Origin of the sequence: Terrabacter sp. NPDC080008 (assembly GCF_040702505.1) — a bacterium.
Classification (GTDB): Bacteria; Actinomycetota; Actinomycetes; order Actinomycetales; family Dermatophilaceae; genus Terrabacter.
Genome location: NZ_JBFBLC010000002.1, coordinates 461,873 through 485,281 on the forward strand (window position 1 = coordinate 461,873; position 23,409 = coordinate 485,281).

Here is a 23,409-nt window from a genome sequence, read left to right on the forward strand (position 1 = left end):
GATGACGCCATGGGCAAGGGCGCGAAGAGCAAGAAGCACAAGAAGGGCAAGGGCGGGATGAGCGCCGGCGCCGCACCGAGCGCCGAGGAGGTGGAGCGCGCCGCCGAGGAGGAGGAGCGCCTCGCGGCCCACGAGGCCGACGCGGTGACGGAGATCAAGGACGTCGGCAACGCCCTGTGCGTCGGCAAGGGCTTCGTGCTCGCTGACGTCGACACCTCCGGCACGCCGGGGTTCTCGGGCGGCAAGCTCGACGGCAAGGCAGCGCTCAGGGCGTGCGAGGCGGAGCTCTCGGACCAGCTCGAGCGCCTCTTCGCCGAGTCGACGGCCGGGAGCAAGCGCGCGGTCCTGCTCGTGGTGCAGGGCATGGACACCTCCGGGAAGGGCGGCATCATGCGGCACGTCATCTCGGTCAACCCCGAGGGTGTCAAGGCCACCGCCTTCAAGGCGCCCACCAAGGAGGAGCTGGCACACGACTTCCTGTGGCGCATCGAGAAGGCGCTGCCGGCGCCGGGGCAGCTCGGGGTCTTCGACCGGTCGCAGTACGAGGACGTGCTCGTCGTACGCGTGCACGACCTCGTCCCCCAGGAGGTGTGGTCCAAGCGCTACGCCCAGATCAACGCGTTCGAGCGCAAGGTGGTCGCATCGGGGACCACCGTGGTCAAGGTCATGCTGCACATCGCCAAGGAGGAGCAGAAGGCGCGCCTGCTCGAGCGCCTCGACCGGCCCGACAAGTACTACAAGTTCAACCCCGGGGACGTGGACGAGCGGGGCCGGTGGGATGACTACATGCAGGCCTACCAGGCGGTCCTCGACAAGACCTCGACGGTGGGGGCTCCCTGGCACGTCGTGCCCGCGGACCGCAAGTGGTACGCGCGGCTGGCCGTGCAGCAGCTGCTGCTCGACGCCCTGCGGGGGATGAACCTGCAGTGGCCACCGGCCGACTTCGACGTCGAGGGCGAGCGCAAGCGCCTGTCCCTCAGCTGAGGGCTGTAGCTCGACCCGGTGTTGCGTGGGGTCAGCCGGCGCGCTCGACGAGCGCCGAGGCGGCACCGGCGAGGTCGACGTCGAGCGAGCCGAAGGTGTGGCCCCGGTGCCCGGCGATGCGACTGGCGACGAACGCGTCGGCCACGGGTCCGGGGAAGTGGCGCACGAGCAGGCTGGCCTGCAGGGCGAGCGCGAGACGCTCCACGATGGAACGAGCGCCGAAGGCGGCGTCGGCCGATGCCGGGTCGAGCGAGCGGGCCTGTGCCAGAGCGGAGTCCACGTGGGCGTCGAGCTCGGTGCTGGCCCCGCGCACCTCGTGCAGCTCCTTCGTCAGCGCCTCCAGCGTGGTGGGTTCGCGGGTCACCGCGCGCAGCACGTCGAGGGCGTTGACGTTGCCCGAGCCCTCCCAGATCGAGTTGAGCGGCGCTTCCCGGTAGAGCCGGGCCAGACCGTTCTCCTCGACGTAGCCGTTGCCGCCGAGGCACTCGAGCGCCTCGGCGACCAGGGGAGCGGTGCGCTTGCACACCCAGAACTTGCCGAGGGCGACGCCGAGGCGCGCCAGCTCGGTCTCGCCGGCATCGACCGCGTGCGCGAGTCGCATCCCCAGGAGCGTCGCGGCCTCCGACTCGAGGGCCAGGTCCGCCAGGACGTTGCGCATGAGCGGCTGGTCGACGAGCAGCGCGCCGAAGGCCGAGCGGTGCCGCGCGTGGTGCACGGCGCGGGCGACGGCGTCGCGCATCGTGGCGCTCGAGCCCAGGACGCAGTCGAGGCGGGTCGCACCGACCATGTCGATGATGGTGCGGACGCCGCGGCCCTCGTCGCCGAGCCGGCTGCCCCAGGTGCCGTCCAGCTCGACCTCGCTGGAGGCGTTGGAGTGGTTGCCCAGCTTGTCCTTGAGGCGCTGGAGCGCGAAGGCGTTGCGGGTGCCGTCGTCGAGGGCACGCGGCACGACGAAGCAGGTGAGTCCGCCGGGAGCCTGGGCCAGGACGAGGAAGACGTCGCTCATCGGTGCGGAGCAGAACCACTTGTGCCCGGTGAGGCGGTAGGTCTCGCCGGGGAGCGGCCCGCCGGGCGCCGGGACCGCGCGCGTGGAGTTGGCGCGGACGTCGGAGCCGCCCTGCTTCTCGGTCATGCCCATGCCCGCGACGGCGCCGGCCTTGACCGACACGGGCCGGATGCCGAAGTCGTAGTCGCGGCTCGCGAGAGCAGGCAGCCAGCGGTCGCCCAGGGTGCGGTCGTGCCGCAGGGCCGACCCGGCGGCATACGTCATCGACACGGGGCACCCGTGGCCGGCCTCGACGCGCGACCAGAGGAGGAAGCCGGCGGCGCGGCGCACGTGGGCGCCCGAGCCAGCGGGCCGCGTCCACGGCTCGGCGGTGAGCCCGGCCCCCACCGCCTGAGTCATGAGCCAGTGCCACGAGGGGTGGAACTCCACCTCGTCGATGCGGTTGCCCCGCGCGTCGTGGGTGCGCAGGACCGGCGGGTGGGTGTCGGCGAGCCGGGCGTGCTCCTGCGCCTCCTCGGTGCCGGCGAGGGCGCCAAGAGGCGCGAGCTCGGCCGCGGCCGACGGGCCGGCCCAGCGCTCGACGGCCTCGCGCAGCGTCGCGTCGTCGAGGAGGAAGTCGCTGCCGACGAAGGGCGGCACCTGGTTGGTGACCTCGTGTGTGCTCACGTGCAGAGCGTAGGTCGGGAGGTCGGCTGACCGACCGCGCACGGGGTGTCGGGCCGGTCACCTGCCGTCGGTTCGCCGCCTCCCACTAGCCTCGGACACGATGAGCGTGCGGACGAGGACGCGGGCAGTGCTGGAGCGGGTCCCGTGGGGACTGCGGCTCGGCAGGCTGACGCGGGAGACGATCCGGGTCTGCCTGCGCTACCGCGTGACCGGGCTCGCGGCCGAGGGCGCCTTCTTCATGCTGCTCAGCCTGCCGCCCCTGGTGCTCGGTCTCTTCGGCGGCCTCGGCTTCGTCGGCGGGTGGATCGGTCCGGACACGACCCAGCGGATCGTGTCGGCCATCGAGGAGTACGCGTCCCGCTTCCTCTCCGAGTCGAGCATCAACGAGCTGCTGCTGCCGACGATCACGGACGTGCTGCGCGGCGGTCGCGTCGACATCGTCTCGGTCGGCTTCCTGCTCTCGCTGTGGTCGGGGTCGAGAGCGCTCAACGTCTTCGTCGACACCGTGTCGATCATGTACGGGCAGAACGGTGCCCGTGGGATCGTGCACATGCGCGCGTTCAGCCTGCTGCTCTACTCCTTCGGGATCGTGTCGGCCGTGCTCGTGCTGCCGCTCATGCTGCTCGGTCCGGGACTGCTGGCCTCGTGGCTGCCCGACCTGGCCGCGGCCGTCACGCGGGCGCTCTACTGGCCGACCCTGCTCGCCTTCGGCGTCGTGCTGCTCGCCTCGATGTACCACGTGTCCACGCCGCACCGCAGTCCCTGGCGGCGCAACCTGCCCGGTGCGGTGCTCGCCATGGCGATCTGGATCGGGGCCTCCTACGTCGTACGCGTCTCGCTCGAGGCCTCGATGGGCGGCTCGTCGATCTACGGCCCGCTCAGCACCCCCATCGTCCTGCTCGTGTGGCTCTACGCGCTCGCCGTCGCGATCCTCATCGGCGCCGGCATGAACGCCGCGGTGCGCATCCTGTGGCCGGTGGACCTGCACGAGGGCACCGACGTGCGGCTCGTGAACTGGGCCAAGGAGGGGGCCGGCGCGTTGCTGGCGCGCGGTGACTCGCGATCGGCTGAGCCAGAGGCTGCGCGAGGAGAGGCCGACGGGGACGAGCGTGGGCGCGACCAGCAGTTCCGCAGCAGGGAGCCGGGGCCCCTGGGGGCCGCCATCCGAAGGGGAGTGGGACAGGCCCGGACGGACGGTGCAGAAGAGGTCGACGAGGCGCCGGATCCGGTGCCGAACCCGCCCGGAAACCGGCCCTGACGAGGGTGCCGGAGCCGGTTTTGTATCTCCCGGAGCGATCGGATAGTGTCTACCACGCACCGAGCGGGGAAGTTACACCGCTGGTGTTCCCGCGGACGTAGCTCAGTTGGTAGAGCGCAACCTTGCCAAGGTTGAGGTCGCCGGTTCGAGCCCGGTCGTCCGCTCGGAGGCAAAGATCCACTTGCCTTCCACGGTGGAGTGGCCGAGAGGCGAGGCAGCGGCCTGCAAAGCCGCGTACACGGGTTCAAATCCCGTCTCCACCTCGGTGAGACACCACGCAGGACCCAGCAGTACCAGCAACACCCAAGGGCGATTGGCGCAGCGGTAGCGCGCTTCCTTGACACGGAAGAGGTCACTGGTTCAAACCCAGTATCGCCCACCAGCACGAGACAGCCCCTGACCAGCGGAGACGCGGGTCAGGGGCTGTCTCGTCATGTCCCCAGGTCCGCGAGTCGGGCACCGACTCGGCAGGAGCCAGCCCGCGAAATGGGTAGATCTGCCGATATCGGGGCGGGGTTCCCGCTCAGTACTTTTCAGGTCAGGGCACGGGGTTCGACATGGCTCGACTCCCGGAACGGGACTTTCAAGAACGAGAGGACCTGGGACCCGCGGAGGTACCTCCCATGGACGCCCCTGACGTTGCGAGCACGACTGCCGGGTCCAGCAGGCCGCCGTACGGCGCGCGGACCGTGGAAGACACGCTCACCGAGGTACTCGCCACCGCCGCCAGGCTCGTGCCGGTCCTCGAGCATGCAGGTGCCATCGTCGGTCGAGCGCCCCATGTCGTGTCCAGGGCCGCGTCGGACCTCTTCATCGCCGAGGTGCACGGACTTCAGGTGCCCCTCGTGGAGGGACCGTGTCTCGAGGCGATCACGACCGGCCTGACCGTGGTCAGCGACTCACTGCCTGTCGAGCGGCGGTGGCCTCGCTGGAGCGCCGCAGCCCAAGCGGCCGGCGTGCACTCGACCGTGGCGGTCCCGCTCGTCTGGGGGGGGTCGCACGCTGGGGGCGCTGGGCCTCTACTGGGAGCGCCCGCACCGGCTGGACACCGACACCCTCAACCTGGCCGAGAGCTGCCGGGTGACCGCGTCGGCTCTCGTGGGCTGGGTGCACTCGGCCCAGAACCTGCGGCATGCCCTGGGCACCCGCGAGATGATCGGTCAGGCCGTCGGGGTCCTGATGCAGCGCCACGGCCTGAGCAGCGACGCGGCCTTCAACGTCCTGCGGCGCCACTCGCAGAACGCGAACATCAAGCTGCGGGAGGTCGCGCAGACCTTCCTGGAGACCGGCGAGCTGCCCCAGCCTCCACGGCCCGGCACGGGTCGTACCTGAGTGCCAGGCTGCGCAGAACCACCCGGGCGGCGCTGTCGTGGTCCGGGAGTCGCGCTCTAGCCGCGTGGAGGAGTTCGTCCGGTCATGTCGCTCCTGACGGGCCCGTCGATGTTGCAGCGTGCGAACGGGTTGTCGCGTCGCCGTGGTCCACGGGCATCGCGGTCGCCACTCCACCGGGCACGGCAGGACCTCAAAGCATCTCGAGGGGTCTGGGTCGGCGGGGCGGCGGGAACGCCTCGTCCAGCGCGCGCAGATGCTGCTCGGTCAGACGCTGGCCCACCGCTGCCCGGTTCTCCAGAACGTGCTGGTGCGTGCCGGCACGGGGGATGAGGTTCACACCGTCCCGGGTCATCACCCAGGCGAGGGCGACCTGTGCCGGGGTGGCCTCGAGCTCGTTCGCCACCGTGATGATCGCGGGGTGGTCCAGCAGCCGGCCCTGCTCGATCGGTGAGTAGGCCATCACCGGGATGCCCTGTCGCTGCAGGGCCGGCAGCAGGTCGTACTCGATGCCCCGGCGGGTGAGGTTGTAGAGCACCTGGTTCGTCTGGACCGCCTGCCCGCCGGGGACGCTCAGCAGCTCGGCCATGTCCTGGGTGTCGAAGTTGCTGACGCCCCAGTAGCGGATCATGCCCAGCCGGACCAGCTCCTCGAAGGCGCGCACGGTCTCCTCGAGCGGCACCTGGCCGCGCCAGTGCAGCAGGTACAGGTCGAGCCGATCGGTGCCGAGCCGGCCCAGGCTCTGGCGGCACGCCTGGATCGTGTCCGCGTACGAGGCGTGTGAGGGCAGCACCTTGGTAACCAGGAACACCTCGTCGCGGCGGCCGGCGATCGCCTCGCCGACCAGCGCTTCCGCCCTGCCGTTGCCGTACATCTCGGCGGTGTCGATCAACGTGAGCCCAATGTCGATGCCCAGGCGCAGGGCCGCGAGCTCCGAGTCCCGCCGGGCCGGATCCTCGCCCAGGTACCAGGTGCCCAGCCCCATCACGGGAATCGTCTCCCCAGCGGGCAGTCGTACCTGCGGGACCGGTTGGCTCGACATCGGGTTCTCCGTCGCTATCAGGGTGGGGGATCTTGAACCGCCACGTGCGAAGAGCACGAAGCGCGATCACACGTGCTTCTTCATTTCCCCGCTCGTCTTCCCGCCAGCAGGCCTGCGAGCTGGCGACCCACGAACAGGGCACCGTCACCTGGTACGCATCCTGGATCGACGACACGACGTACGGCCTTGGACACCTTCGAGACCGAGGAGGGGCGACCGTTCTCCGTGATGGCTCCCCCTTGGCGCCACCGGACGGAGACCCCGTCCCACCCGTGGAAGTTCAGGCTGGGACGAGGCCTCCTCGCCACTCAGGCGTTCGGTCGGAACACCGCCCGGACGCATCCATGCTCCTTCTCCTTGAACATCCGGTAGCCCCTCGGACCGTCGTCGAGCGGCATGACGTGGGCGGCGAGGTGCTCGGTTCTGACCTCGTCGCGGCTCATGAGGTCGAGAATCTCGGGGATGTAGCGATGTCCGTGCTGCTGGGCGCCTCGCAGCGTCAGCGCCTTGTTCATCACCGCCCCGAGCGGGAACTTGTCCACGACCCCGCCGAAGACACCGTGGGTGAACACCGACCCGCCCTTGCGACAGGCGTAGATCGCCTCGCGCACGGCCGTGGGCCGGTCCGTCTGAAGCCGGAGCTGTTGCTTGACCTGGTCGTACACGTGCAGCGGCCCCGGGGAGTGCGCCTCCATACCGACCGCCTCGATGCAGACGTCCGGTCCGCGACAGCGCCGTCGAGACACTCCGGCGCCTCGCTCAACCCGCCTGCTCGTCGGTCAGGCCCCGCTGAGCGAGGTCCGCCGCCTGCGACGACCCTTCGGGAAGGGGATCCGTTGCCGGTGGCACATCTGCCTGGGCGTAGTCGGTAATGCCCGCGTCTGCTCTCTCACGCTCAACGGCACGCTCCAACGCGTCGTCGTCAAGCCGCTCCGGCATCTTGGCATGGCCCTGCCGATTCGGCCGTGGAAGCCCGTCATCCTCCGGAAGGTTGACGTCATCGAAGACCTCGTCCTGGTCCGGCTCGGCACTATCGACGGCCCTTCGCTGGTCGGCGTCCTCGGGTGTCTGGTTCATCTCGGGTCCTCCTCTTCCGTCCGGTGACGTGCGCTGTGCTTGCCGGTTTCGGTCTGCGTCTTCTACCCGCCGCTGGGGTGCTTCACGCGCTCGGCCCCCAGGCAGCTGTTGGGCCCAGCAGCGCCCACAGCACTGCCCGCAACGACGAAGCCGCGGCAGAGCCGGGTGGTTCGACACCCGACGCGTATCGAGAGCACCGAGCAGAAGGCGGCTACTTGACCGCGAGCACGTCGATCGGCTTGATGTCAGCGGCTTCGGCCAGCAGGTCCGGGGCCGCTTCCTGCAGTGCCGCGGGGATCTGGCCGTTGACGTGTGCCTGTCGGGCCTCCTCGGTCTCGAACGTGTCGAAGATCCCGTACGTCGTGTCGTCGATTCGGAAGGCGTACCAGTTGACCGTGCCCTCTTCCCGGGTCGCCAGCTGGCGGGCCTGCTGGAGGAACGCCCCGAGCTCGTCGCCTTTGCCGGGCTTGGCTTTCAGGATGGCCAGCAGTCCGCGGTCGATGGTCATGGATGGTCCTCTCGTCGGGATGCACTCGACACTACGGATTGAAGTCGCGATGGGGCATCGGCAGGTCTGCCGATGCGAGCCGCTCGGCACAGGCGTCCTGGTCGCCGACGGCGGAGCAGATCGGCAGGGTTGCCGATGTACTTCCTCAGGCACCGACGTCCAGAGTGGAGCAGTGGCCGGCGCGTGAGCCGACTGGTTTCTTGATGGAGGAGGAGCAGTGCGGTACGACGACTTCATCTGGTCCGTGCAGGCTCGCATCGGGCGCCCACGCGACGAGAGTGAGACGCTCGTCCACGCGACCCTGAGAGTGCTGGCCGAGCGGCTGAATGCCGACGAGGCATACGACCTACGTGCTCAGCTGCCCCGGCCCCTGCAAAGCGACCTCATCCCCCCGGAGCCGGAGGCGCACTCCTTCGAATCCGAGGACTTCGCCGTGCGGGTCGCGCGGATGGCGCGCCTGTCGAAGGAGGAGGCTCGGAACGGGATGGTCGCCGTGCTCGCCACGACCCGCGAGGCTGTCTCGCCGGGTGAGTTCGACGACGTGCTCGCCCAACTGGGCAGGGAGTTCGCCGGGCTCCTGCCCGGATCGAGCCGAGCCTGACGGCGGGTGTCGGCGACGAAGACAGACCTACGACGCACGTCGGACAGATTGCGCTCGCGCAGCCCACCGGCGTGTGCGCGAGCAGCGAATGGAATCCAAGGAGGAGAAATGAGCGATTCAGAGCTGGAGGACACCGGGACTGGAGAGGCCGCCAAGCGCATCGGTCAGGCGCCGACGACCACCGACGTGACAGACCCGGACAGGTCCTCTCGAAACACTGCGGCCGGCTCCGGTTCCGAGCCGGGCGAGGGCCCTGTCCAGCCCGACGCCGACGAGGGGGTCGACCCCTCAGCGAGCATCGAGCCGCACAACGAGGGGCTGGCCTGAGCACGACGTCTCCCAGTCGCCCTCGGCGGCGCTGTCGCATCGGGAGTCGAGGCTCGCCCTGCTCGGTCCGTGGCGGTTCGCGTCCGCACTGTGCCTAGTCTGTGGTCATGGCCGACCCTGCCGAGATCGATGCGCGGATCGACCGCGCGAGCGCGCGACCGTTCGGGCGGCGGTTCCATCTACGCGGGCGCGAGCGGGCCACGGCCGAACTCCGCGGTCCGCAGACGATGCGTGCTCATGCCGCGGAGATCATCGCGGAGCGGTTGGCGCCGGCCGAGCCGCGCAACGACGGACGGCAGACCCCGTACCGCAATCACCCGGTCTTCGTGGCCCAGCACGCCACCGGGACCTGCTGCCGCAGCTGCCTGGAGACGTGGCACGGCATCGGGAAAGGGCATCGGCTCGACGGCGGTGAGCGGGCTTACGTGGTCGAGGTGATCGTGCGCTGGATCAACCGGGAGCTGGCGACCTCCATCGAAGGTCGGGAGTCTGGGCGCTCTCTTCCGCGCGTTCCTCGCGTCGGCGGTCATCCGCCCCGCGGCCGTTCCGGGCCCTGGTGACCTGCGCGTCTGCCCCTCTCCCGGCTAGCGAGCCCGGTACCTTTCAGCCCCTGGAGCCCGGCGCACCGAGCAACCGCCTACTGCTAAGAGGGCAGGGCTAGCGCGGGGGAACTCGGACACCGAATGCCGCGACGTCCGGGACCCACCCCAGATCCGGTGCCACCGTGACGTCGGCACCCGACCCGATCCCTTCGGTGTCCGGGGTGAGCGCCGCGACGACGTCCTCCTCATCCTCATGACAGCGGTGGACGGCGGCCGTGAGCAGCCGCAGCTGGTGGTCCAGCGGTCCCTGTCGCTCGGGCGGTGCGACGGACTTGAGGTCGGTGAGTGCCGCGCACATCTTCCTGGTCACCTGCGGCTCCGACGCCCCGGCCAGGCGGACTTCGTCGAAAGCCAGCCTGACGTAGCCGTCCCAGCTGACTGTGCGCTCTATCAGGCGGATCACGCCGTCTTCGTCACGGTGCTCGCCCCCGGGCAGTGGGCGAGCGGCTATCTGACGCAACAGGTCGTGAAGCCGATGCAGAGCCTGGACCGCCGTGGTGGGGTCGTTGAAGGGCTGAGCGATGGACCGGACAGCAATGTCGACCAGCTTGCGGAAGCCGTAGGCAAGGTCCTCGGTGTGGACGCGTTCGGGTCCGAGCAGCACGTGACGGGCCACATCGCCGGCCTGCAGCCGAGCGGCAGCACCTGTGGCGGCACCTGCGTCGGCAGTCGGCATAGAGGAGGTGCGCGGATGCACACGGAACAGAGGTGCACCGCCGACCACGAAGTCCCCCATCACGGGGACCATCTCCAGCACGCAGTCCGCCTGGCGGGCCGCGGCGACTAGGGCGGGGCGATCGACGCGGACCACATTGCCCGGCCCCGCGGCGACGATCTCGCCCGGGCCAGCAGAGACCACCGGCAGCTCCCCGTGCTCGCGGACGATGAACGCGCGACTGCGGTCACCGACGAGATCGATGAGCCCGGCGACCCGCAGGCCTTGCCCGGCGTGGTGCACGAAAAGGATCAGCACGATGATGCTGGCGAGCATCAGAACGTAGGACAGGACCATGGACGCTCCGGGCACCGTGCCCTTGTCGGAGCCGCGGATCTCACGCAGGGTCAGCACCACGACGACGAAGCTCGCGCCGAACAACCCGATCGCCAGCTGGCTCCACCGGTCGGCGAGCAGAGCCCCCACGATGCGGGGCGAGAACTGCTCCATCGCCAACTGGACCGCGACGAGGGTGACCGTCAGGACGAGTGTGGTCAGCGACACCAGGGCGCCGGCGAAGGTCGACAGGATCGTCTGGGCGTCGGACGGTGTCCCGGTCAGGCTGCTCGGAACGAGCTGGTATGCCGTGAGTCGGTCGAGTGCGAGCGCGCCGAGAGCAAGGACGACGCCCGCGACCAGGCATCCGACCGGCAACAGCCACAGGCTCGAGTGGATGAAGCGCTGGACTCGCAGCCTGCTCAGCATCGCATGCCTGCCGCCTGGCCGCCGATGGCCGACTGGTACCGGTCCATGGTCTCCCCTCCTTCTGCACGGGTCGGACGCGCCGCCCGGCGGGTCACGAGACGCCGGTCCTCCCCATCGAACCGTGCGGCGAAGGGGAGCCGCTATCGGCAGAACGCCCGATACGCCATGGGAAGTGACGGGGTGTCGGATGCCCGGGACTGGGTACGCGTCCCGGCGACTCACAGGAGGTGGAGCAATGTCCGACAGACGAAACCTCAAGGGCCGCCGAATCGCGGTTCTCGCTGCTGACGGGTTCGAGAAGGTCGAGTTGACCGTCCCTTTGCGCGCGCTGAAGGCGGCGGGCGCGAAGGTCGACGTGGTATCGCTACAGAAGGGCCGCATCCGCGGTCTGAACCTGAACCTGCCGGCCACGCGGGTGCGCGTCGACAGGACTGTGGCCCAGGCGGGCGTCGGCGACTACGACGGTCTCTTGGTGCCGGGCGGCTTCATCAACCCGGACCTGCTCCGCCAGTCCGCACCCGCGCGCGAGCTGGTCCGCCAGTTCGTCGAGAGCGGCAAGCCGGTCGTCACGCTGTGCCACGGGCCGTGGGTGCTCGCGTCGGCCGGTGTCCTCGAGGGACGCACCCTCACCTCGTGGGCGGGCATCCGGGACGATGTGGTGAACGCGGGTGCCACGTGGCTCGACCAGGAGGTCGTTCGCGAGGGCAACCTCACCACCAGTCGGGGACCTCAGGACATGGCGGCCTTCATACCCGCCATGCTCGACGCTTTCGCGGACGGATCGCTTGCGGTGACGAGCTCGGACTCAGACTCGCGGTCGGATCCGCAGCGCAGCAGCCCACCGCAACTGGTGACGGCAGCGACGCGGTGGTCGCCGAGGCTCCTGACCGCCGCCCTGGCCGGGGCCGGCGCAGCAGTGCTTGCCAAGCGGGCGCTACCGGCTCGCTGACACCGCGTCAACGCTCGCACGACTGAGCCTCGGAGCGTGGCCGCATGCGGGAACCCAGCAGCCTGGACGCCGGGCGACGGCACCGCCCGCGGCACTCTCCAGGCTCGAGAACACGCTGAGGAACCGCCGGCTCTGGCCGTAGACGGATCGCTCCGGACCCAGCCCATCATGGCCACAGCGCGGAGGGGACGTAGCAGCCCTTCCGCGCTGCGTGCTGCACGAGTGCCTCGACGGAGGGCAGTCCCAGCCGTTCAGCGAGTCGCAACGCGTCACCAGAGGTACGGATCAGGCCGGGGGCTGCCCCGATGCGGTCGTCATCCCAGCCCTCCACCAGCGCGCCGAGCAGCCGCAGCTCGGGCATCTCGAGGCCACCGGCGTGATCTGCCGGACGAACCAGCACGAGTGCGCTGAGGTGGTCGGTGGCGTCACGACAGTCGAGGACGCTGATCGCCAGCAGACTCCCTGACCACGGGCTGATGAACGTCGCGGCCGTGCCCGGCGCGCTGGCATGCCGGCGCGCGGCGGCAAGCGTCGCGGACCCCTCGGCCAGCAACGGATGGGTGCGGAGGCCCGGCACCGGCACCGAGCGGCCTGCCCGGGTGATGACAAGGCCCCCGATCGCATCACCGACCAGACGAGCTGCGGCGGAGAACGACGGCAGCCGATCGACCGCATCGACGATGATGGGTCGAAGGTCGGCGAGTGCAGCGGCGTAGGAGCCGGCGCGCTCAGCCGGGTCAGCGCTGAGCAGGCTCAGGAAGCCAAGGTGCCGACCATCCTCGGCGAACAGCCCCACGACCACCCCGTCGACGAACCCTGCCGGAAGCAGGTACTCCCCCCAAGCCCGCGTCTCGGCCAGAGGAACCCCGAGGCTCGAGGCCGGCACAGGCGGCTGGCACCGGTTGAGCCCCAACGCCTCCACCTCCTCGTCGGCCTCCGGATGTGCGAAGTAGCGCACCAGGGCGTCGCCATCGCCGAAGGAGCCGACCCGGTGGTGGACCCGGGTCTCCGGATCACGCAACCCGATCCAGGCCGCGGTGTAGGGCAGTGCTCGGCTCAGACACGTCAACAGCGCGTCTGCTCGCTGCTCGACGGCGCCTGCCTCTGTGGCTATCTGCGCCATCTCGGCGCGCAGCGACGCGTTCCCGCTCACCATCGCCCCCATACCAGGTCATCGATTCGGCGGCCGAAGCCGGAGAGTCCCCGTGCCGGAACGCTCTCCCGGTCCTCGACGGTAATTCGAACGTCGGCACGGGTAAAGCGCTCCTTCCGCACCACCCACCCCTTTTGCGGCCCACCCCCTTTGCGGCCCAGCCCCTCAGTAACCCCGGCCCCTCGACGGCACTGACAGGGCTGGGGGGACATGGCATCCTTCGCGCTCCGCCTGCACCGCAGCCAGCGTCCTCGTCGGTGCGTCGAACTTGCGCAGAATGTGTTCCACGTGGGCGGCCACGGTGCGAGCGGCGATGGTGAGTCGCGTCGCGATCTGCTGGTTCGAGCGCCCGTCGACAATCAGGCCCAGCACCTCCATCTCGCGGAGTGTGAGGCCGTGGCACTCGGCATCCGGTGTGAGCAGGAGAGTGCCCAGCACGAAAGCCGGTACGTCGGTTGCTGCGATGACGGTGACGCGCGTGTGGGCGTCGAGGCCGCCATCGTTCTGCAGCGGCCACATGAACGACCGGTACACGACGCCCTCCAACAGCGTGCGCCGGGCGATGTCCAGGACCAGCGAGTGAACGAGAGACGGGTGGGGCTCAAGCCCGGGAAGGGGATAGGTGCTGCCGTCGCGAAGCAGGACCGCACCCGCCCTCGCACCCTGAACGAGGCGCGCGGTCGACAGCAGCGAACGCAGCGGGGACACTGCCCGAGCGATCAACGGAGCAAGCTGCCCGACGCTGTCTCGCACCACACCTGCGGGTAGCTCTGTACTCGAGTGCAGCAGGCTGAGCATCCCCAGGTAGGGGCCCCCGGGCTCGACGAGAGGCACGGCCAGGCCATCGCGGAAGCCGACCGGGATCAGGCAGTCCGCCCACGTCGGCAGTTCCTCGATGGGAACAGGCAGCTCCGTGACAGCGACGGGCGGGCGGTCCTTGTTCAGCTCGGCAAGCTGGATCTCTCGTGCAACCGTCGGACGGTCCAGGTAGTCGAGGACGGGTCGCTCCAGCCCTGTGCTTCCGATGGTTGCGTAGACGTGCGACTGCGGATCGGAGAGGGTCAACCAGATGGCTTCGACGGGCAACCAGGCGTCAAGGCTCTCCACGATGCCTCGTGCCCGTTCCAGCAGGGGAACGGTGGAGGCGGCGATGTCGACGATCTCGGCAATGGGCACATCGTTCGGCACGGGGGTTCCTTCCGCGACTCGCAACCAGAAGCGGACGCGACGTCCGCGCGGTGCCACGCGCGCAAGCTCGTGAGCCGCGGCCGGAGAGATTCGCATCGAGGGGCACCTCCCGCGTACCCCACGCGTCGATGCCGAACCGATTTCGTCGTCCGCTCACCCGGCCCCGATGTGCCCACCACGTGGGACGTGACCCTCGAGGTGCGAGGAAGGATGCCGTGCGTGCCGTGCCGTGCCGGTATGGGCACTTCTGCCGATACCGGGCCCGGAGGTCGTCCGCCTGTAATGGAGACGGCCGCCCGAGCGGCGGGTGGCTGCTCATCTCACGACGAGGAGGCAGCATGAAGGCAGTGGTGTACGAAGGACCCCGCAAGGTCAGCGTCAAGGACGTGCCCGATGCGCGCATCGAGCGGCCGACCGACGTGTTGGTGCGCGTCACGTCCGCGAACATCTGCGGGTCGGACCTGCACATGTACGAGGGCCGCACCGACTTCGAGACCGGTCGCTGGTTCGGGCACGAGAACCTGGGCGAGGTGGTGGAGGTCGGAGACGGCGTCGACAAGGTGAAGGTGGGGGAGTACGTCGTCCTGCCGTTCAACATCGCGTGTGGGCACTGCAAGAACTGCGAACGCGGGCTGACGAACTACTGCCTGACCGCGCAGCCGGACCCGAAGATGGCCGGCGCCGCGTACGGTTTCGCCGACATGGGACCGTACGGAGGAGGGCAAGCAGAGCTGCTACGTGTGCCGTGGGGTGACTTCAACTGCCTACGGCTGGGCGAGGACGCGGAAGAGCGCCAGACCGACTACGTCATGCTCGCGGACATCTTCCCGACCGGCTACCACGCGACCGAGCTCGCCGGCGTACAACCCGGTGACCAGACGGTCATCTACGGAGCGGGACCGGTCGGGCTCATGGCGGCCCTGTCGGCGACCATCCGCGGAGCCAGCAAGGTGATGGTCGTCGACCGGCATCCCGACCGGCTGCGACTGGCCGAGTCGATCGGCGCGATCGCCATCGACGACTCGAAGGTCGACCCGGTCGAGGCGGTGCTCGAGCAGACCATGGGGCTGGGTGCGGACAACGGGTGCGAGTGCGTCGGCTACCAGGCGCACGAGCCGGACGGTCAGGAGCAGGCCAACCTGACCATGAACCGGCTTGTCGCCTCGGTGCGCTTCACGGGAAAGATCGGCAACGTCGGTGTCTTCGTGCCCCAGGACCCCGGAGCGAAGGACGAGCTGGCGAAGCAGGGCAAGCTCGCCTTCGACTACGGGATGTTCTGGTTCAAGGGCCAGCACATCGGCAGCGGCCAGGCGCCGGTCAAGAAGTACAACCGCCAGCTGCGCGACCTCATCGCCGCCGGCAAGGCCGAGCCGTCGTTCATCGTCAGCCACGAGCTGCCGCTCGACAAGGCGCCCGAGGCCTACGAGCACTTCGACAACCGCGACGAGGGATGGACGAAGATCGTCCTGCACCCGGCGATGGCGGGTGACTGACATGGCGGGAGCGCTCGACGGACGGCGGGTCGCCATCCTCGCTGCGGACGGCGTGGAGCGCGTGGAGCTCGAGAGGCCGCGGCAGGCTTTGGACGACGCCGGTGCTCGCACCGTGCTCGTCTCGATCAGTCAGGGGGAGATCCAGGCGCGGAACAACGACCTGGAGGACGCCGGCACCTTCTCCGTCGACCAGCTGGTGGGTGACGTCTCGCCGGACGACTACGACGCCTTGCTGCTGCCGGGAGGGACGGTGAACCCGGACAAGCTGCGGATGGAAGCCGCCGCGGTGCGATTCGTCCGCGACTTCGTCCAGTCCGGCAAGCCGGTCGCGTCCATCTGCCACGGCCCGTGGAACTTCGTGGAGGCCGATGTCGCGAGAGGGCGCCGGCTGAGGTCGTGGCCCAGCGTCCGCACCGACCTGCGCAACGCCGGCGCGGAGGTGGTCGACGAGGAGGTCGTCACGGACGGCAACATCACCACGAGCCGGTCGCCGGACGACCTCCCGGCATTCTGCGAGAGGATCGTCCAGGAGTTCGCGAAGGCTCCCGAGACCGCCGACGTAGGCGGCTCCTGACGTCGGCACCCTGGAACGACGGTGGCGAGGGTTCCGCGCCTGCGGAATCCGCGCCCGCCGGGCCGTCCCGGCGGTCCGCCGCTCGGCTCGTCCATCGGCTCCCGCCAGCCACCCCGACCGGGTGGCTGGCGGTGACCCAGGTGAACGAACTTTTCCCGGGTTGGCCACGCACTCAGCGGCTCGACCAAGGGGATCGCGTCCGCGGTGGGGGAGCGCGCGATCCGGTCCGCCAGGGCGCGCCACATCACACCCGCCAGAGGAAGGACTGCACTCTTGTTGGCTCATCGCGAACTCCTCGCCGACATCGCATCACGAGCCGGGCTCGACCCCCCGGATGCCGCGAAACGGCCGGTAGAGGTCATCCTCGTGGGCATCGCCGGACGGCTTGACCGCGCCGGTCGAGAGGCTCTCGGGCAGACGCTGCCCAACCAGCTGTCGAGACTCGTTCAGGGGTCGGCTCCGCTCCACCGCCCGGAGTCCAGCACTGCGTTCCTGCAGACGGTGGCTGCCGACCTCGAGACCTCCCCAGAGCGGGCCCGCGTCCTGACGCAAGCGGTCCTGTCCGCGCTCGCTGACGAGGACGCCACCACGGCTGAGACCGTCCGGAGCCAGCTGCCGGAGGACTTCGGGGACCTCTTCGCTGCGCCCGGGGACGGACCTCCTCCCGACAGGGCGGCGACGGCCGCGCTTCCTGAGCCGACCGACCTGACGGCGCAAGAAGTCGCCGAGGCCCTCGCCTCCCTTCCGGGGTGGACCGGAGACGTCCGTGCCCTGGAGCGGACTGTGGTCCTTCCCCCGGGAGTCGGCCAGGAGCTGCGCGACCGCATTGCTCGGGTCGAGCACGACACGAACCACCACGCCGTGGTGGAGGAGCAGCCGGACGGAACGACGTTCCGCGTCTGGACGCATGCACGCGGAGTCGTCACGGACCTCGACGTCGCGCTGGCCCACAGGATCAGCGAGGTCATCGAGGGCGCTTAGGCGGGCCCGGCACCACGTCCACCTCGGCCGCCGAAGCGGCGGACCCAGCCGCCAACGATGACGCACGGCGCGAGCGCCGGACGGCTCGTCGTCGCGCCGTGCTCATGTGCCCGGTCCTGACCTCGGCGATCACGCCGACGCTCGGGCACCGCTGCGCACCCGCCGACCGTCGGCGTACGGAGCACGCCCGGTCGCAGCGGTCTCGGGCAAGGTGCCGAGGCCGCTATGGGCAGCTCTGCCGATACCACTGTGGGCGGCGGCCCCCTCTAATGGAGAAACGCGACGTCGCTCCCGGATGGACCGGGATGGCCGCAAACGGGTGGTCATGCACCAGCGGGGATCGCTGAAGGGAGACGCGCATGCGTGCGATGGTCTACCGCGGGCCCTACCGGGTTCGTGTCGAGGAGAAGGACATCCCGGCGGTCGAGCATCCGAACGATGCGATCGTGCGCGTCACCCGGGCGGCGATCTGCGGATCGGATCTGCACCTCTACCACGGGATGATGCCGGACACCCGCGTCGGCATGACGTTCGGGCACGAGTTCATCGGCGAGGTGCACCAGGTGGGGTCGTCCGTGGAGAACGTGCGGCCGGGGGACCGGGTCATGGTGCCGTTCAACATCTTCTGTGGGACGTGCTACTTCTGCGCGCGAGGGCTCTACTCCAACTGCCACAACGTGAACCCCAACGCCACGGCGGTCGGTGGCATCTACGGCTACTCGCACACCTGCGGTGGGTACGACGGTGGCCAGGCGGAATACGTCCGGGTGCCCTTCGCGGACGTCGGGCCGGGGCTCATCCCGGACTGGATGGATGACGACGACGCCGTCCTGCTCACCGACGCCCTGCCGACCGGATACTTCGGGGCCCAGCTCGGCGACATCGTCGAGGGCGACGTCGTCGTGGTCTACGGGGCCGGCCCGGTGGGGCTGTTCGCGGCCAGGTCGGCGTGGTTCATGGGAGCCGGTCGAGTGATCGTCGTGGACCACCTCGACTACCGGCTCCAGAAGGCGCGCGACTTCGCCCACGCCGAGGCGATCAGCTTCACCGAGCACGCCGACATCGTCCGCCACATCAAGCACCTCACGGACGGCCTCGGCGCAGACGTCGTCATAGACGCGGTCGGCGCAGAGGCCGACGGCAACTTCCTGCAGCACGTGACGGCGGCGAAGCTCAAGCTCCAAGGTGGGTCGCCCGTCGCGCTCAACTGGGCGATCGACACCGTTCGGAAGGGCGGCACGGTGTCGGTCGTCGGGGCGTACGGGCCGCTCTTCAGCGCCGTCAAGTTCGGTGACGCGATGAACAAGGGCCTGACACTGCGAATGAACCAGTGCCCCGTCAAGCGGCAGTGGCCGCGACTCTTCGAGCACATCCGCAACGGCCACTTCAAGCCCAGCGACGTCATCACGCACCGCATCCCGCTCGAGCACATCTCCGAGGGCTACCACCTGTTCTCGTCCAAGCTCGACAACTGCATCAAACCGATCGTGGTGCCCAGCGCGGCCTAGCCACAGGAGGAGTCCCTCATGACCTACACGTACACACCTCAGAAGCCCCCGCTGGCAGAGGAAAGCGACACCCTCCGGGCCCGGATCCCCGGTTGGGGCGCCGATCTGGACCCCGCCGACCGTCCGTCGGTCCCACGGGAGCGGTTCGATCCGACATTCTCCGGGGCGCACTGGGAGTACCCGGAGCGGCAGCCGGAGAAGTGGCCTCGGGAACGGTCGGTGGAGCACACGCAGCTTCCCCCGGTGTTCGGCACGACGTGCCCACCGAAAGGTCTGTCGGGCGTCATTCGCAAGTACTCCTACGCGAAGTACAGCGAGGGCCAGACCGCCCACTGGCTGCTGCTGGTGATGGCCGACCGGGTCGACACCGTCGAAAGCGGGATGCGCTCACTGCTGACGCTGCATCCCGACAACCCGATCACGGAGACCGGTGTTCTGGCTGAGGCCAAGTACCACGGCATTCGCTCGCGGCTGGGCCACAACCGCACTGACATCAAGCACCAGTGGATGGATCCCTTCATCGTCGGGGCTCCGTGGATTGGTGCCGGCGCGGCGAGCTACCTCGTGGTGAAACGCGCGTTGTCGCGTGCTCGGGCCGCAGACGTGTAGCCCGAGGCAGAAGCCGACCCCGACTGACCGTACGAGTCGAGACAGCCCTAGGAGGAGATGTGCCATGGCGCAGCTCATCGCGTCGGTCGAGGAACGCCCGTGAGCGTCGTGAAGAGCCTGTGGGCTTCCATCCAGCGTGACCCCACCTTCATGCGGAAGGTCAACGGCTGGCTGGCCATCTTCTGGATCGTGATGATCCCCATCTCGATGTGGTTCGGCTGGCTCAACTCGGTCGTCTACGTGTCCGCGCTGAGCATCTGGGCGCTCGTCTCCGGCCACTGGTCCGCCTGGCAGGCCGCCCGCGTGGAGGTTCGACAGGAGCGGCAGAGGAGCGAGAACGAGAGAGCTTGACCCGGTCGGCGATGTGCGTCGCGTCGGTAGGAGTGCGGCCGCGGGCTGAGAGTCAGTTGTGCCGCTGCTCGGCGTCAACTGCCTATAGTGGCGCACCTGACCAGGTCCCACTGTCGAAGCCGTTGGTGCACGTATGAACAGTCATGGTGGCGCGCGCGCACGCCTTGGGCGAACGCGCGATGGATGTGACAGTGCGCGCGCGGAAGGGTCGCCGGGGTGGCCTCACGAACCGAGATCCACCAAGGACAGGCTCGCGGCAGGAGTGCGGGCGGTGAAGGTCGTGACGGCCTCTGCATGCGATGAGGCTGAGGCAGCTGTAGCCGACGTGTACCTGCCCAACCGCCTGGAAAAGTTGGAGCCGGGCGCACTGGCCATGCGCTTGGCCGCCGTGCGCCTGGGGACGACCACCGTGGGACAGCTGGGATACGGACGCCGCATGCGCCTGGTGACGGAAGAGGCCGGCCACATCCACGTCAACACGCCGGTGGCGGGGACGGTCGTGTCCCGTGTGGGCCGCTCTGCGCCGCTGATGACCTCGAGCAGGCAGGCGGCCGTCTTTCCGGTCGGCGAGGCCGCTCACATCGAGTGGAGTCAGGACGCTGTCCAGCTGTGCATCATGATCCCCAGCTCAACGCTGGAGCGCGAGCTCGAAGAGCTTTTGGGGCATTCCGTCAAACGACCCCTGCATCTGCCGTTCCACATGCGCCTCGACACGCCCGAGGGACGAGTCTGGCGGAGCATGGTGAACGTGATCGCTGGGGAAATATCCACTCGAGGACGTCTCCTGTCACACCCCTCAGCCGGACGACAGCTGGAAAGGACGCTGCTCGACGCACTCCTCCTGGGGCACGCGTACAACAACGTCCAAAAGCCCAACCGTCCTGACCTGCCGGCCGCTCCCGTGGCCGTCATGCGCGCGATCGACCTGCTCCACGACCGCCCAGCGGACGCCTGGTCGAGCACCGTCCTGGCCAGAGAGGCACACGTAAGTGTGCGCTCACTGCAGAGCGGGTTCCTCAAGCATGTCGGCAAGCCGCCCATGACGTACTTGCGCGACCTGCGGCTAGCAGGCATCCATGATGAGTTGACGCGGGCATCTCCTGGTACGACGACCGTGGAGACAGTTGCGTACAGCTGGGGAATGGTGCACCTCGGCCGCTTTGCTGCGGCCTACCGCCAGGCATTCGGGGAGCTGCCCTCGCACACCCTGAGGCGGCACCCGACATAGGGACGTGATGAGCACACAGGGCAGATATTGCGTGATTCGGCCATAGGCACTGCGCGGCATGGCTAGTCGAAGGTGATGAGGGCCCGTTTGGATGGTGGCGGATGTTCTGCCAGCCGTTCCTCACGTGCGGACTCAGCACCGAGGTCCCAAAGCGGGGCCGGTGCTCCGAGGCGACGGTCGGCGAGATCCGAGGGTTGTGGCGAAGGAGGAGCGATCCGAGCAAGCCACATATGGGTCGCCAGCTACCCCACTGGCAACTCAGCGAGCGGTCCCGGGATGCACCCCCACCTCCTCGGGACCGCTCGGCCCCAGATTCGGTATCCCTTCCCTCGTCCCCGTGTACCCGTTGGCGGCACTACTCAGCTCAGGGGGAATCCGTGTGAGCACAGCGCATGAAATGACGACCCATGGATCCGGGCCATTCGCAGTGGAGCGGCGACTCCTGAGTGTCGGCGAAGTCGCAGCGAGGCTCGAGCACCGGCTCTACGCCTCGGGCGAGACCTGTCAGGACGTGGACGAGGGTTGTGCGTATGCCGTGTGCCACGGTCTGGCCGGCGTGGTCGTGCTACCTGGCTTCGTGGCCACCGCCGGTGCGCGCTTGGCCGGAACCTCGGTCGGGCTGGTCACGATCCCCGGCTGGCGCAGTGGCGGCGCCGTGGAGTCGCTCTGCACCTCTGCGCTGCTCGCGGAAGCCGGATCGCTGGCAGATCAAGGCGCGACGGACCTCGGGATGCTGGCGGACGCCGACCGGCTGGTAGCCGACGGTGGTCAGCGACTGGTCCATGACGTGTCCGCGCTCGTTGAGGCCATGCAGTCACGCAACGTACGTGTGCGGGTGATCCTGGACACCGACGGACTCACGCCGCACGCCGCGGCGACGTCATGTGAGTTGTTGGGCAGCACCGGTGCATGGCTCGTGCAAGGCGGCTCATGGCGGGGTGCGCGGACCGGGCTGTCCCGCATACAGCTCATGAGGGCGGACTGCCCGATGAGGTGGGACTGAAATGGACGTTTCCCGTCAGGTCACTCGACTCGATGATGATCTGCATCGCCGAGGGCGTGGACCTCTTCAACGGTGAGCCACAGTCACTCCTGAAGGATGCGACGGGACGTATCGCAGTCGGCCCGCTGGCTGTTCCGGTCAAGGGGATCGACTACTGACCGACGGCTCACGATCGACGTCCGGGTGGTGCGGACAGCGGTCGCCCGGTCGCTGCGGCGTTTACAGCTGGGCGGTCCGGGTACTCGGCCGCTATGGATCCGGTTCGCGTCGGCCTTGTTGCAGATCCTGCGAAGCCCACTGACATCGCGCGCCAGATGGGCGACCGTGGCGCGCCGGACGGCGAGGATCCACAGGCCTGGGACATCGAGGTCGTGAGCGAGCCGTTCACTCTGGCTTGCGAGGACGTGGGCACCGCGCTGTCACGGTTGACGGACCGAGCCGAGGAACATCGGTGGGACCTGGTCATCGGTCTCACCGAACTCCCACTTCGGCACGACGACGGCCGATACGTGCTGATCGAGAGTGACCCGCGCCGACAGACGGCGATGCTGTCCCTGCCGGCGCTGGGCGGCCTTCGCATGCACGCGCGCAGCAGACACGCGCTGAGCGAGCTCGTCAGAGGCATGGCGGACCCCGACTCGCGGAGCAGACGTCGCGTGCCGCTTCCTCGGCGCAGTGGGCGTTCGCGACTGCTGCTGGGGATGGTGCTGGCCAACCGTCCCTGGTTGCTCGTGCCCGGGCTCAAGTCAGCGCTGGTTGCGGCACTCACGACGGGCGGAATCGCCACCATCAACTCCACGGTGTGGCAGCTGGCGGGGTCGTTGCCGTTGTGGCGACTGATCGTAGCGATGATCGCCTCCATGGCACTCGTCGTCGGTTGGCTCGTGATCGACGGCAAGCTCTGGGACCGTCCGGAGGATGAGTCTCCCGACGCGCGGGAGAGGTCACGTCTCTACAACACCTCGACGCTGTTGACCCTGTCGGTGGGGGTGATCATCTGCTACCTCGCGCTCTACGTCCTCAACCTGGCGTGGGCGCTGTTCGTGCTCGACCCCGCCGTTATGAGCCGCAATGCCCGAACCTCCCTCGGTTACGGCGACATCTTCCTGCTGGCCTGGTTCGTGGCGTCGGTGGCGACCGTCGGCGGTGCGCTGGGCAGCGGTCTCGAGTCCGAGGAAGCAATCCGCGCGGCCGCGTACTCCAAGCGTGAGGAGGAGCGGCGCACCCGGCTCGCGCAAGACCGCACGTGAGATGTGAGCCGCTCGGGTGGGCATGAGCCCAGCGAGAGCGCACGGCTGCAACCAGACCGACAGCGCTCCCAACGGATGTCCGACCGCGCGCGGGGGAGCCTGTCTCTCTGGCGGCATGCGGGCGGAAACGGAAGCGCGCTGCAGACGAGGCTGCTTGACTTACGGCTTGACAACGACAGCCGTTCTGCAGGGACCTCGTGGGACGGTGGCGCATCCGGCTCGTGCTCAGATGGACGTCCGGAGACGCCCATGGTGGCTGTATCGTCCATCAGCACGAGACAGCCCCTGACCAGCGGAAACGC

Annotated in this window: 25 protein-coding genes, 3 tRNA genes and 1 pseudogene; 21 read left to right on the forward strand and 8 right to left on the reverse strand. The window is 69.0% G+C overall.

Annotation, left to right across the window (positions count from 1 at the left end):
- Positions 1-9 precede the first annotated feature (9 nt).
- Positions 10-984 carry a polyphosphate kinase 2 family protein gene (locus AB0316_RS08120; RefSeq protein ID WP_366272082.1) on the forward strand — a complete coding sequence of 325 codons (975 nt, stop codon included), beginning with the start codon at positions 10-12 and terminating at the stop codon, positions 982-984.
- 31 nt (positions 985-1,015) lie between these two features.
- On the opposite strand, the gene AB0316_RS08125 is transcribed toward AB0316_RS08120, so the two are convergent.
- Positions 1,016-2,656: an acyl-CoA dehydrogenase family protein gene (locus AB0316_RS08125; protein WP_366272083.1), complete on the reverse strand. Its 1,641-nt coding sequence runs from the start codon at positions 2,654-2,656 to the stop codon at positions 1,016-1,018.
- A gap of 100 nt (positions 2,657-2,756) precedes the next feature.
- Between AB0316_RS08125 and AB0316_RS08130 the strand changes: the two genes are divergently transcribed.
- The 6 genes and pseudogenes from AB0316_RS08130 to AB0316_RS08155 all read left to right on the forward strand — a co-directional run bounded on the left by AB0316_RS08130 (position 2,757) and on the right by AB0316_RS08155 (position 5,246).
- Positions 2,757-3,914, forward strand: a complete 1,158-nt coding sequence (locus tag AB0316_RS08130) for a YihY/virulence factor BrkB family protein (protein ID WP_366272085.1) — start codon at positions 2,757-2,759, stop codon at positions 3,912-3,914.
- A gap of 91 nt (positions 3,915-4,005) precedes the next feature.
- Positions 4,006-4,078 (forward strand) — tRNA-Gly (locus AB0316_RS08135).
- A 28-nt stretch (positions 4,079-4,106) separates the two neighbouring features.
- Positions 4,107-4,177: transfer RNA gene (locus tag AB0316_RS08140), tRNA-Cys, on the forward strand.
- 44 nt (positions 4,178-4,221) lie between these two features.
- Positions 4,222-4,296, forward strand: a tRNA-Val gene (locus AB0316_RS08145).
- Between the two features lie 241 nt (positions 4,297-4,537).
- A pseudogene (locus AB0316_RS08150) lies at positions 4,538-4,897 on the forward strand (GAF domain-containing protein); the annotation flags it as partial.
- A 97-nt stretch (positions 4,898-4,994) separates the two neighbouring features.
- Positions 4,995-5,246, forward strand: a complete 252-nt coding sequence (locus AB0316_RS08155; RefSeq protein ID WP_366272086.1) for an ANTAR domain-containing protein — start codon at positions 4,995-4,997, stop codon at positions 5,244-5,246.
- A gap of 190 nt (positions 5,247-5,436) precedes the next feature.
- Here AB0316_RS08155 and AB0316_RS08160 read toward each other — a convergent pair whose 3' ends face one another.
- The 4 genes from AB0316_RS08160 to AB0316_RS08175 form a co-directional block, all read right to left on the reverse strand.
- A complete protein-coding gene (locus AB0316_RS08160; RefSeq protein ID WP_366272087.1) occupies positions 5,437-6,342 on the reverse strand; it encodes an aldo/keto reductase in 906 nt (301 codons plus the stop codon).
- Positions 6,343-6,593: 251 nt separating this feature from the next.
- A complete protein-coding gene (locus AB0316_RS08165) occupies positions 6,594-6,980 on the reverse strand; it encodes a hypothetical protein (RefSeq protein WP_366272089.1) in 387 nt (128 codons plus the stop codon).
- A 64-nt stretch (positions 6,981-7,044) separates the two neighbouring features.
- Complete coding sequence (locus AB0316_RS08170; RefSeq protein WP_366272091.1) at positions 7,045-7,362, reverse strand: hypothetical protein; 318 nt, start codon at positions 7,360-7,362, stop codon at positions 7,045-7,047.
- A gap of 211 nt (positions 7,363-7,573) precedes the next feature.
- The gene (locus AB0316_RS08175; protein WP_366272093.1) at positions 7,574-7,870 is read right to left on the reverse strand and encodes an antibiotic biosynthesis monooxygenase; all 297 of its coding nucleotides are present in this window, start codon (positions 7,868-7,870) and stop codon (positions 7,574-7,576) included.
- A 217-nt stretch (positions 7,871-8,087) separates the two neighbouring features.
- Here AB0316_RS08175 and AB0316_RS08180 point away from each other — a divergent pair, with 217 nt between their 5' ends.
- The 3 genes from AB0316_RS08180 to AB0316_RS08190 all read left to right on the forward strand — a co-directional run bounded on the left by AB0316_RS08180 (position 8,088) and on the right by AB0316_RS08190 (position 9,358).
- Positions 8,088-8,471: a DUF2267 domain-containing protein gene (locus AB0316_RS08180; protein WP_366272094.1), complete on the forward strand. Its 384-nt coding sequence runs from the start codon at positions 8,088-8,090 to the stop codon at positions 8,469-8,471.
- 108 nt (positions 8,472-8,579) lie between these two features.
- Positions 8,580-8,798 carry a hypothetical protein gene (locus AB0316_RS08185; protein ID WP_366272096.1) on the forward strand — a complete coding sequence of 73 codons (219 nt, stop codon included), beginning with the start codon at positions 8,580-8,582 and terminating at the stop codon, positions 8,796-8,798.
- A 107-nt stretch (positions 8,799-8,905) separates the two neighbouring features.
- Positions 8,906-9,358, forward strand: coding sequence for a DUF4186 domain-containing protein (locus AB0316_RS08190; RefSeq protein WP_366272098.1), 453 nt, complete (start codon positions 8,906-8,908; stop codon positions 9,356-9,358).
- Positions 9,359-9,455: 97 nt separating this feature from the next.
- Here the strand turns inward: AB0316_RS08190 and AB0316_RS08195 are convergent, their stop codons facing one another.
- Entirely contained in the window at positions 9,456-10,820 is a 1,365-nt protein-coding gene (locus AB0316_RS08195) for a DUF2254 domain-containing protein (RefSeq protein ID WP_366272099.1), read from the reverse strand.
- A gap of 235 nt (positions 10,821-11,055) precedes the next feature.
- Here AB0316_RS08195 and AB0316_RS08200 point away from each other — a divergent pair, with 235 nt between their 5' ends.
- Positions 11,056-11,769: a type 1 glutamine amidotransferase domain-containing protein gene (locus AB0316_RS08200; RefSeq protein WP_366272100.1), complete on the forward strand. Its 714-nt coding sequence runs from the start codon at positions 11,056-11,058 to the stop codon at positions 11,767-11,769.
- A gap of 166 nt (positions 11,770-11,935) precedes the next feature.
- Here the strand turns inward: AB0316_RS08200 and AB0316_RS08205 are convergent, their stop codons facing one another.
- Complete coding sequence (locus AB0316_RS08205) at positions 11,936-12,925, reverse strand: hypothetical protein (RefSeq protein ID WP_366272102.1); 990 nt, start codon at positions 12,923-12,925, stop codon at positions 11,936-11,938.
- Positions 12,926-13,087: 162 nt separating this feature from the next.
- The gene (locus AB0316_RS08210; RefSeq protein WP_366272104.1) at positions 13,088-14,110 is read right to left on the reverse strand and encodes a helix-turn-helix transcriptional regulator; all 1,023 of its coding nucleotides are present in this window, start codon (positions 14,108-14,110) and stop codon (positions 13,088-13,090) included.
- Positions 14,111-14,448: 338 nt separating this feature from the next.
- On the opposite strand from AB0316_RS08210, the gene AB0316_RS08215 reads away from it, so the two are divergent.
- From AB0316_RS08215 to AB0316_RS08260, 10 genes are all read left to right on the forward strand, one after another.
- Positions 14,449-15,603 (forward strand): glutathione-independent formaldehyde dehydrogenase, encoded by a 1,155-nt coding sequence (locus AB0316_RS08215; protein ID WP_366272106.1) that lies wholly within the window; start codon positions 14,449-14,451, stop codon positions 15,601-15,603.
- A gap of 1 nt (position 15,604) precedes the next feature.
- Positions 15,605-16,177 carry a type 1 glutamine amidotransferase domain-containing protein gene (locus AB0316_RS08220; RefSeq protein ID WP_366272825.1) on the forward strand — a complete coding sequence of 191 codons (573 nt, stop codon included), beginning with the start codon at positions 15,605-15,607 and terminating at the stop codon, positions 16,175-16,177.
- A 204-nt stretch (positions 16,178-16,381) separates the two neighbouring features.
- Positions 16,382-17,158 (forward strand): DUF2267 domain-containing protein, encoded by a 777-nt coding sequence (locus AB0316_RS08225; protein ID WP_366272108.1) that lies wholly within the window; start codon positions 16,382-16,384, stop codon positions 17,156-17,158.
- A gap of 359 nt (positions 17,159-17,517) precedes the next feature.
- A complete protein-coding gene (locus AB0316_RS08230) occupies positions 17,518-18,666 on the forward strand; it encodes a zinc-dependent alcohol dehydrogenase (protein ID WP_366272110.1) in 1,149 nt (382 codons plus the stop codon).
- Between the two features lie 18 nt (positions 18,667-18,684).
- Positions 18,685-19,275: a hypothetical protein gene (locus AB0316_RS08235; protein WP_366272112.1), complete on the forward strand. Its 591-nt coding sequence runs from the start codon at positions 18,685-18,687 to the stop codon at positions 19,273-19,275.
- A 99-nt stretch (positions 19,276-19,374) separates the two neighbouring features.
- The gene (locus AB0316_RS08240; protein ID WP_366272114.1) at positions 19,375-19,626 is read left to right on the forward strand and encodes a hypothetical protein; all 252 of its coding nucleotides are present in this window, start codon (positions 19,375-19,377) and stop codon (positions 19,624-19,626) included.
- 271 nt (positions 19,627-19,897) lie between these two features.
- Positions 19,898-20,854, forward strand: coding sequence for an AraC family transcriptional regulator (locus tag AB0316_RS08245; protein WP_366272115.1), 957 nt, complete (start codon positions 19,898-19,900; stop codon positions 20,852-20,854).
- A 379-nt stretch (positions 20,855-21,233) separates the two neighbouring features.
- Positions 21,234-21,857 (forward strand): hypothetical protein, encoded by a 624-nt coding sequence (locus AB0316_RS08250; RefSeq protein ID WP_366272117.1) that lies wholly within the window; start codon positions 21,234-21,236, stop codon positions 21,855-21,857.
- A gap of 32 nt (positions 21,858-21,889) precedes the next feature.
- Positions 21,890-22,015: a hypothetical protein gene (locus AB0316_RS08255; protein WP_366272119.1), complete on the forward strand. Its 126-nt coding sequence runs from the start codon at positions 21,890-21,892 to the stop codon at positions 22,013-22,015.
- A 93-nt stretch (positions 22,016-22,108) separates the two neighbouring features.
- Positions 22,109-23,107 carry a hypothetical protein gene (locus tag AB0316_RS08260; RefSeq protein WP_366272121.1) on the forward strand — a complete coding sequence of 333 codons (999 nt, stop codon included), beginning with the start codon at positions 22,109-22,111 and terminating at the stop codon, positions 23,105-23,107.
- Positions 23,108-23,409 lie beyond the last annotated feature (302 nt).

Coding starts and splice junctions, on each gene's coding strand:
- AB0316_RS08120 (WP_366272082.1), top strand. CDS start 10: ATGGGCAAGGGCGCGAAGAGCAAGAAGCACAAGAAGGGCAAGGGCGGG.
- AB0316_RS08130 (WP_366272085.1), top strand. CDS start 2,757: ATGAGCGTGCGGACGAGGACGCGGGCAGTGCTGGAGCGGGTCCCGTGG.
- AB0316_RS08165 (WP_366272089.1), bottom strand. CDS start 6,980: ATGGAGGCGCACTCCCCGGGGCCGCTGCACGTGTACGACCAGGTCAAG.
- AB0316_RS08170 (WP_366272091.1), bottom strand. CDS start 7,362: ATGAACCAGACACCCGAGGACGCCGACCAGCGAAGGGCCGTCGATAGT.
- AB0316_RS08175 (WP_366272093.1), bottom strand. CDS start 7,870: ATGACCATCGACCGCGGACTGCTGGCCATCCTGAAAGCCAAGCCCGGC.
- AB0316_RS08185 (WP_366272096.1), top strand. CDS start 8,580: ATGAGCGATTCAGAGCTGGAGGACACCGGGACTGGAGAGGCCGCCAAG.
- AB0316_RS08190 (WP_366272098.1), top strand. CDS start 8,906: ATGGCCGACCCTGCCGAGATCGATGCGCGGATCGACCGCGCGAGCGCG.
- AB0316_RS08195 (WP_366272099.1), bottom strand. CDS start 10,820: ATGCTGAGCAGGCTGCGAGTCCAGCGCTTCATCCACTCGAGCCTGTGG.
- AB0316_RS08200 (WP_366272100.1), top strand. CDS start 11,056: ATGTCCGACAGACGAAACCTCAAGGGCCGCCGAATCGCGGTTCTCGCT.
- AB0316_RS08205 (WP_366272102.1), bottom strand. CDS start 12,925: ATGGTGAGCGGGAACGCGTCGCTGCGCGCCGAGATGGCGCAGATAGCC.
- AB0316_RS08215 (WP_366272106.1), top strand. CDS start 14,449: ATGAAGGCAGTGGTGTACGAAGGACCCCGCAAGGTCAGCGTCAAGGAC.
- AB0316_RS08220 (WP_366272825.1), top strand. CDS start 15,605: ATGGCGGGAGCGCTCGACGGACGGCGGGTCGCCATCCTCGCTGCGGAC.
- AB0316_RS08230 (WP_366272110.1), top strand. CDS start 17,518: ATGCGTGCGATGGTCTACCGCGGGCCCTACCGGGTTCGTGTCGAGGAG.
- AB0316_RS08235 (WP_366272112.1), top strand. CDS start 18,685: ATGACCTACACGTACACACCTCAGAAGCCCCCGCTGGCAGAGGAAAGC.
- AB0316_RS08255 (WP_366272119.1), top strand. CDS start 21,890: ATGATGATCTGCATCGCCGAGGGCGTGGACCTCTTCAACGGTGAGCCA.
- AB0316_RS08260 (WP_366272121.1), top strand. CDS start 22,109: ATGGATCCGGTTCGCGTCGGCCTTGTTGCAGATCCTGCGAAGCCCACT.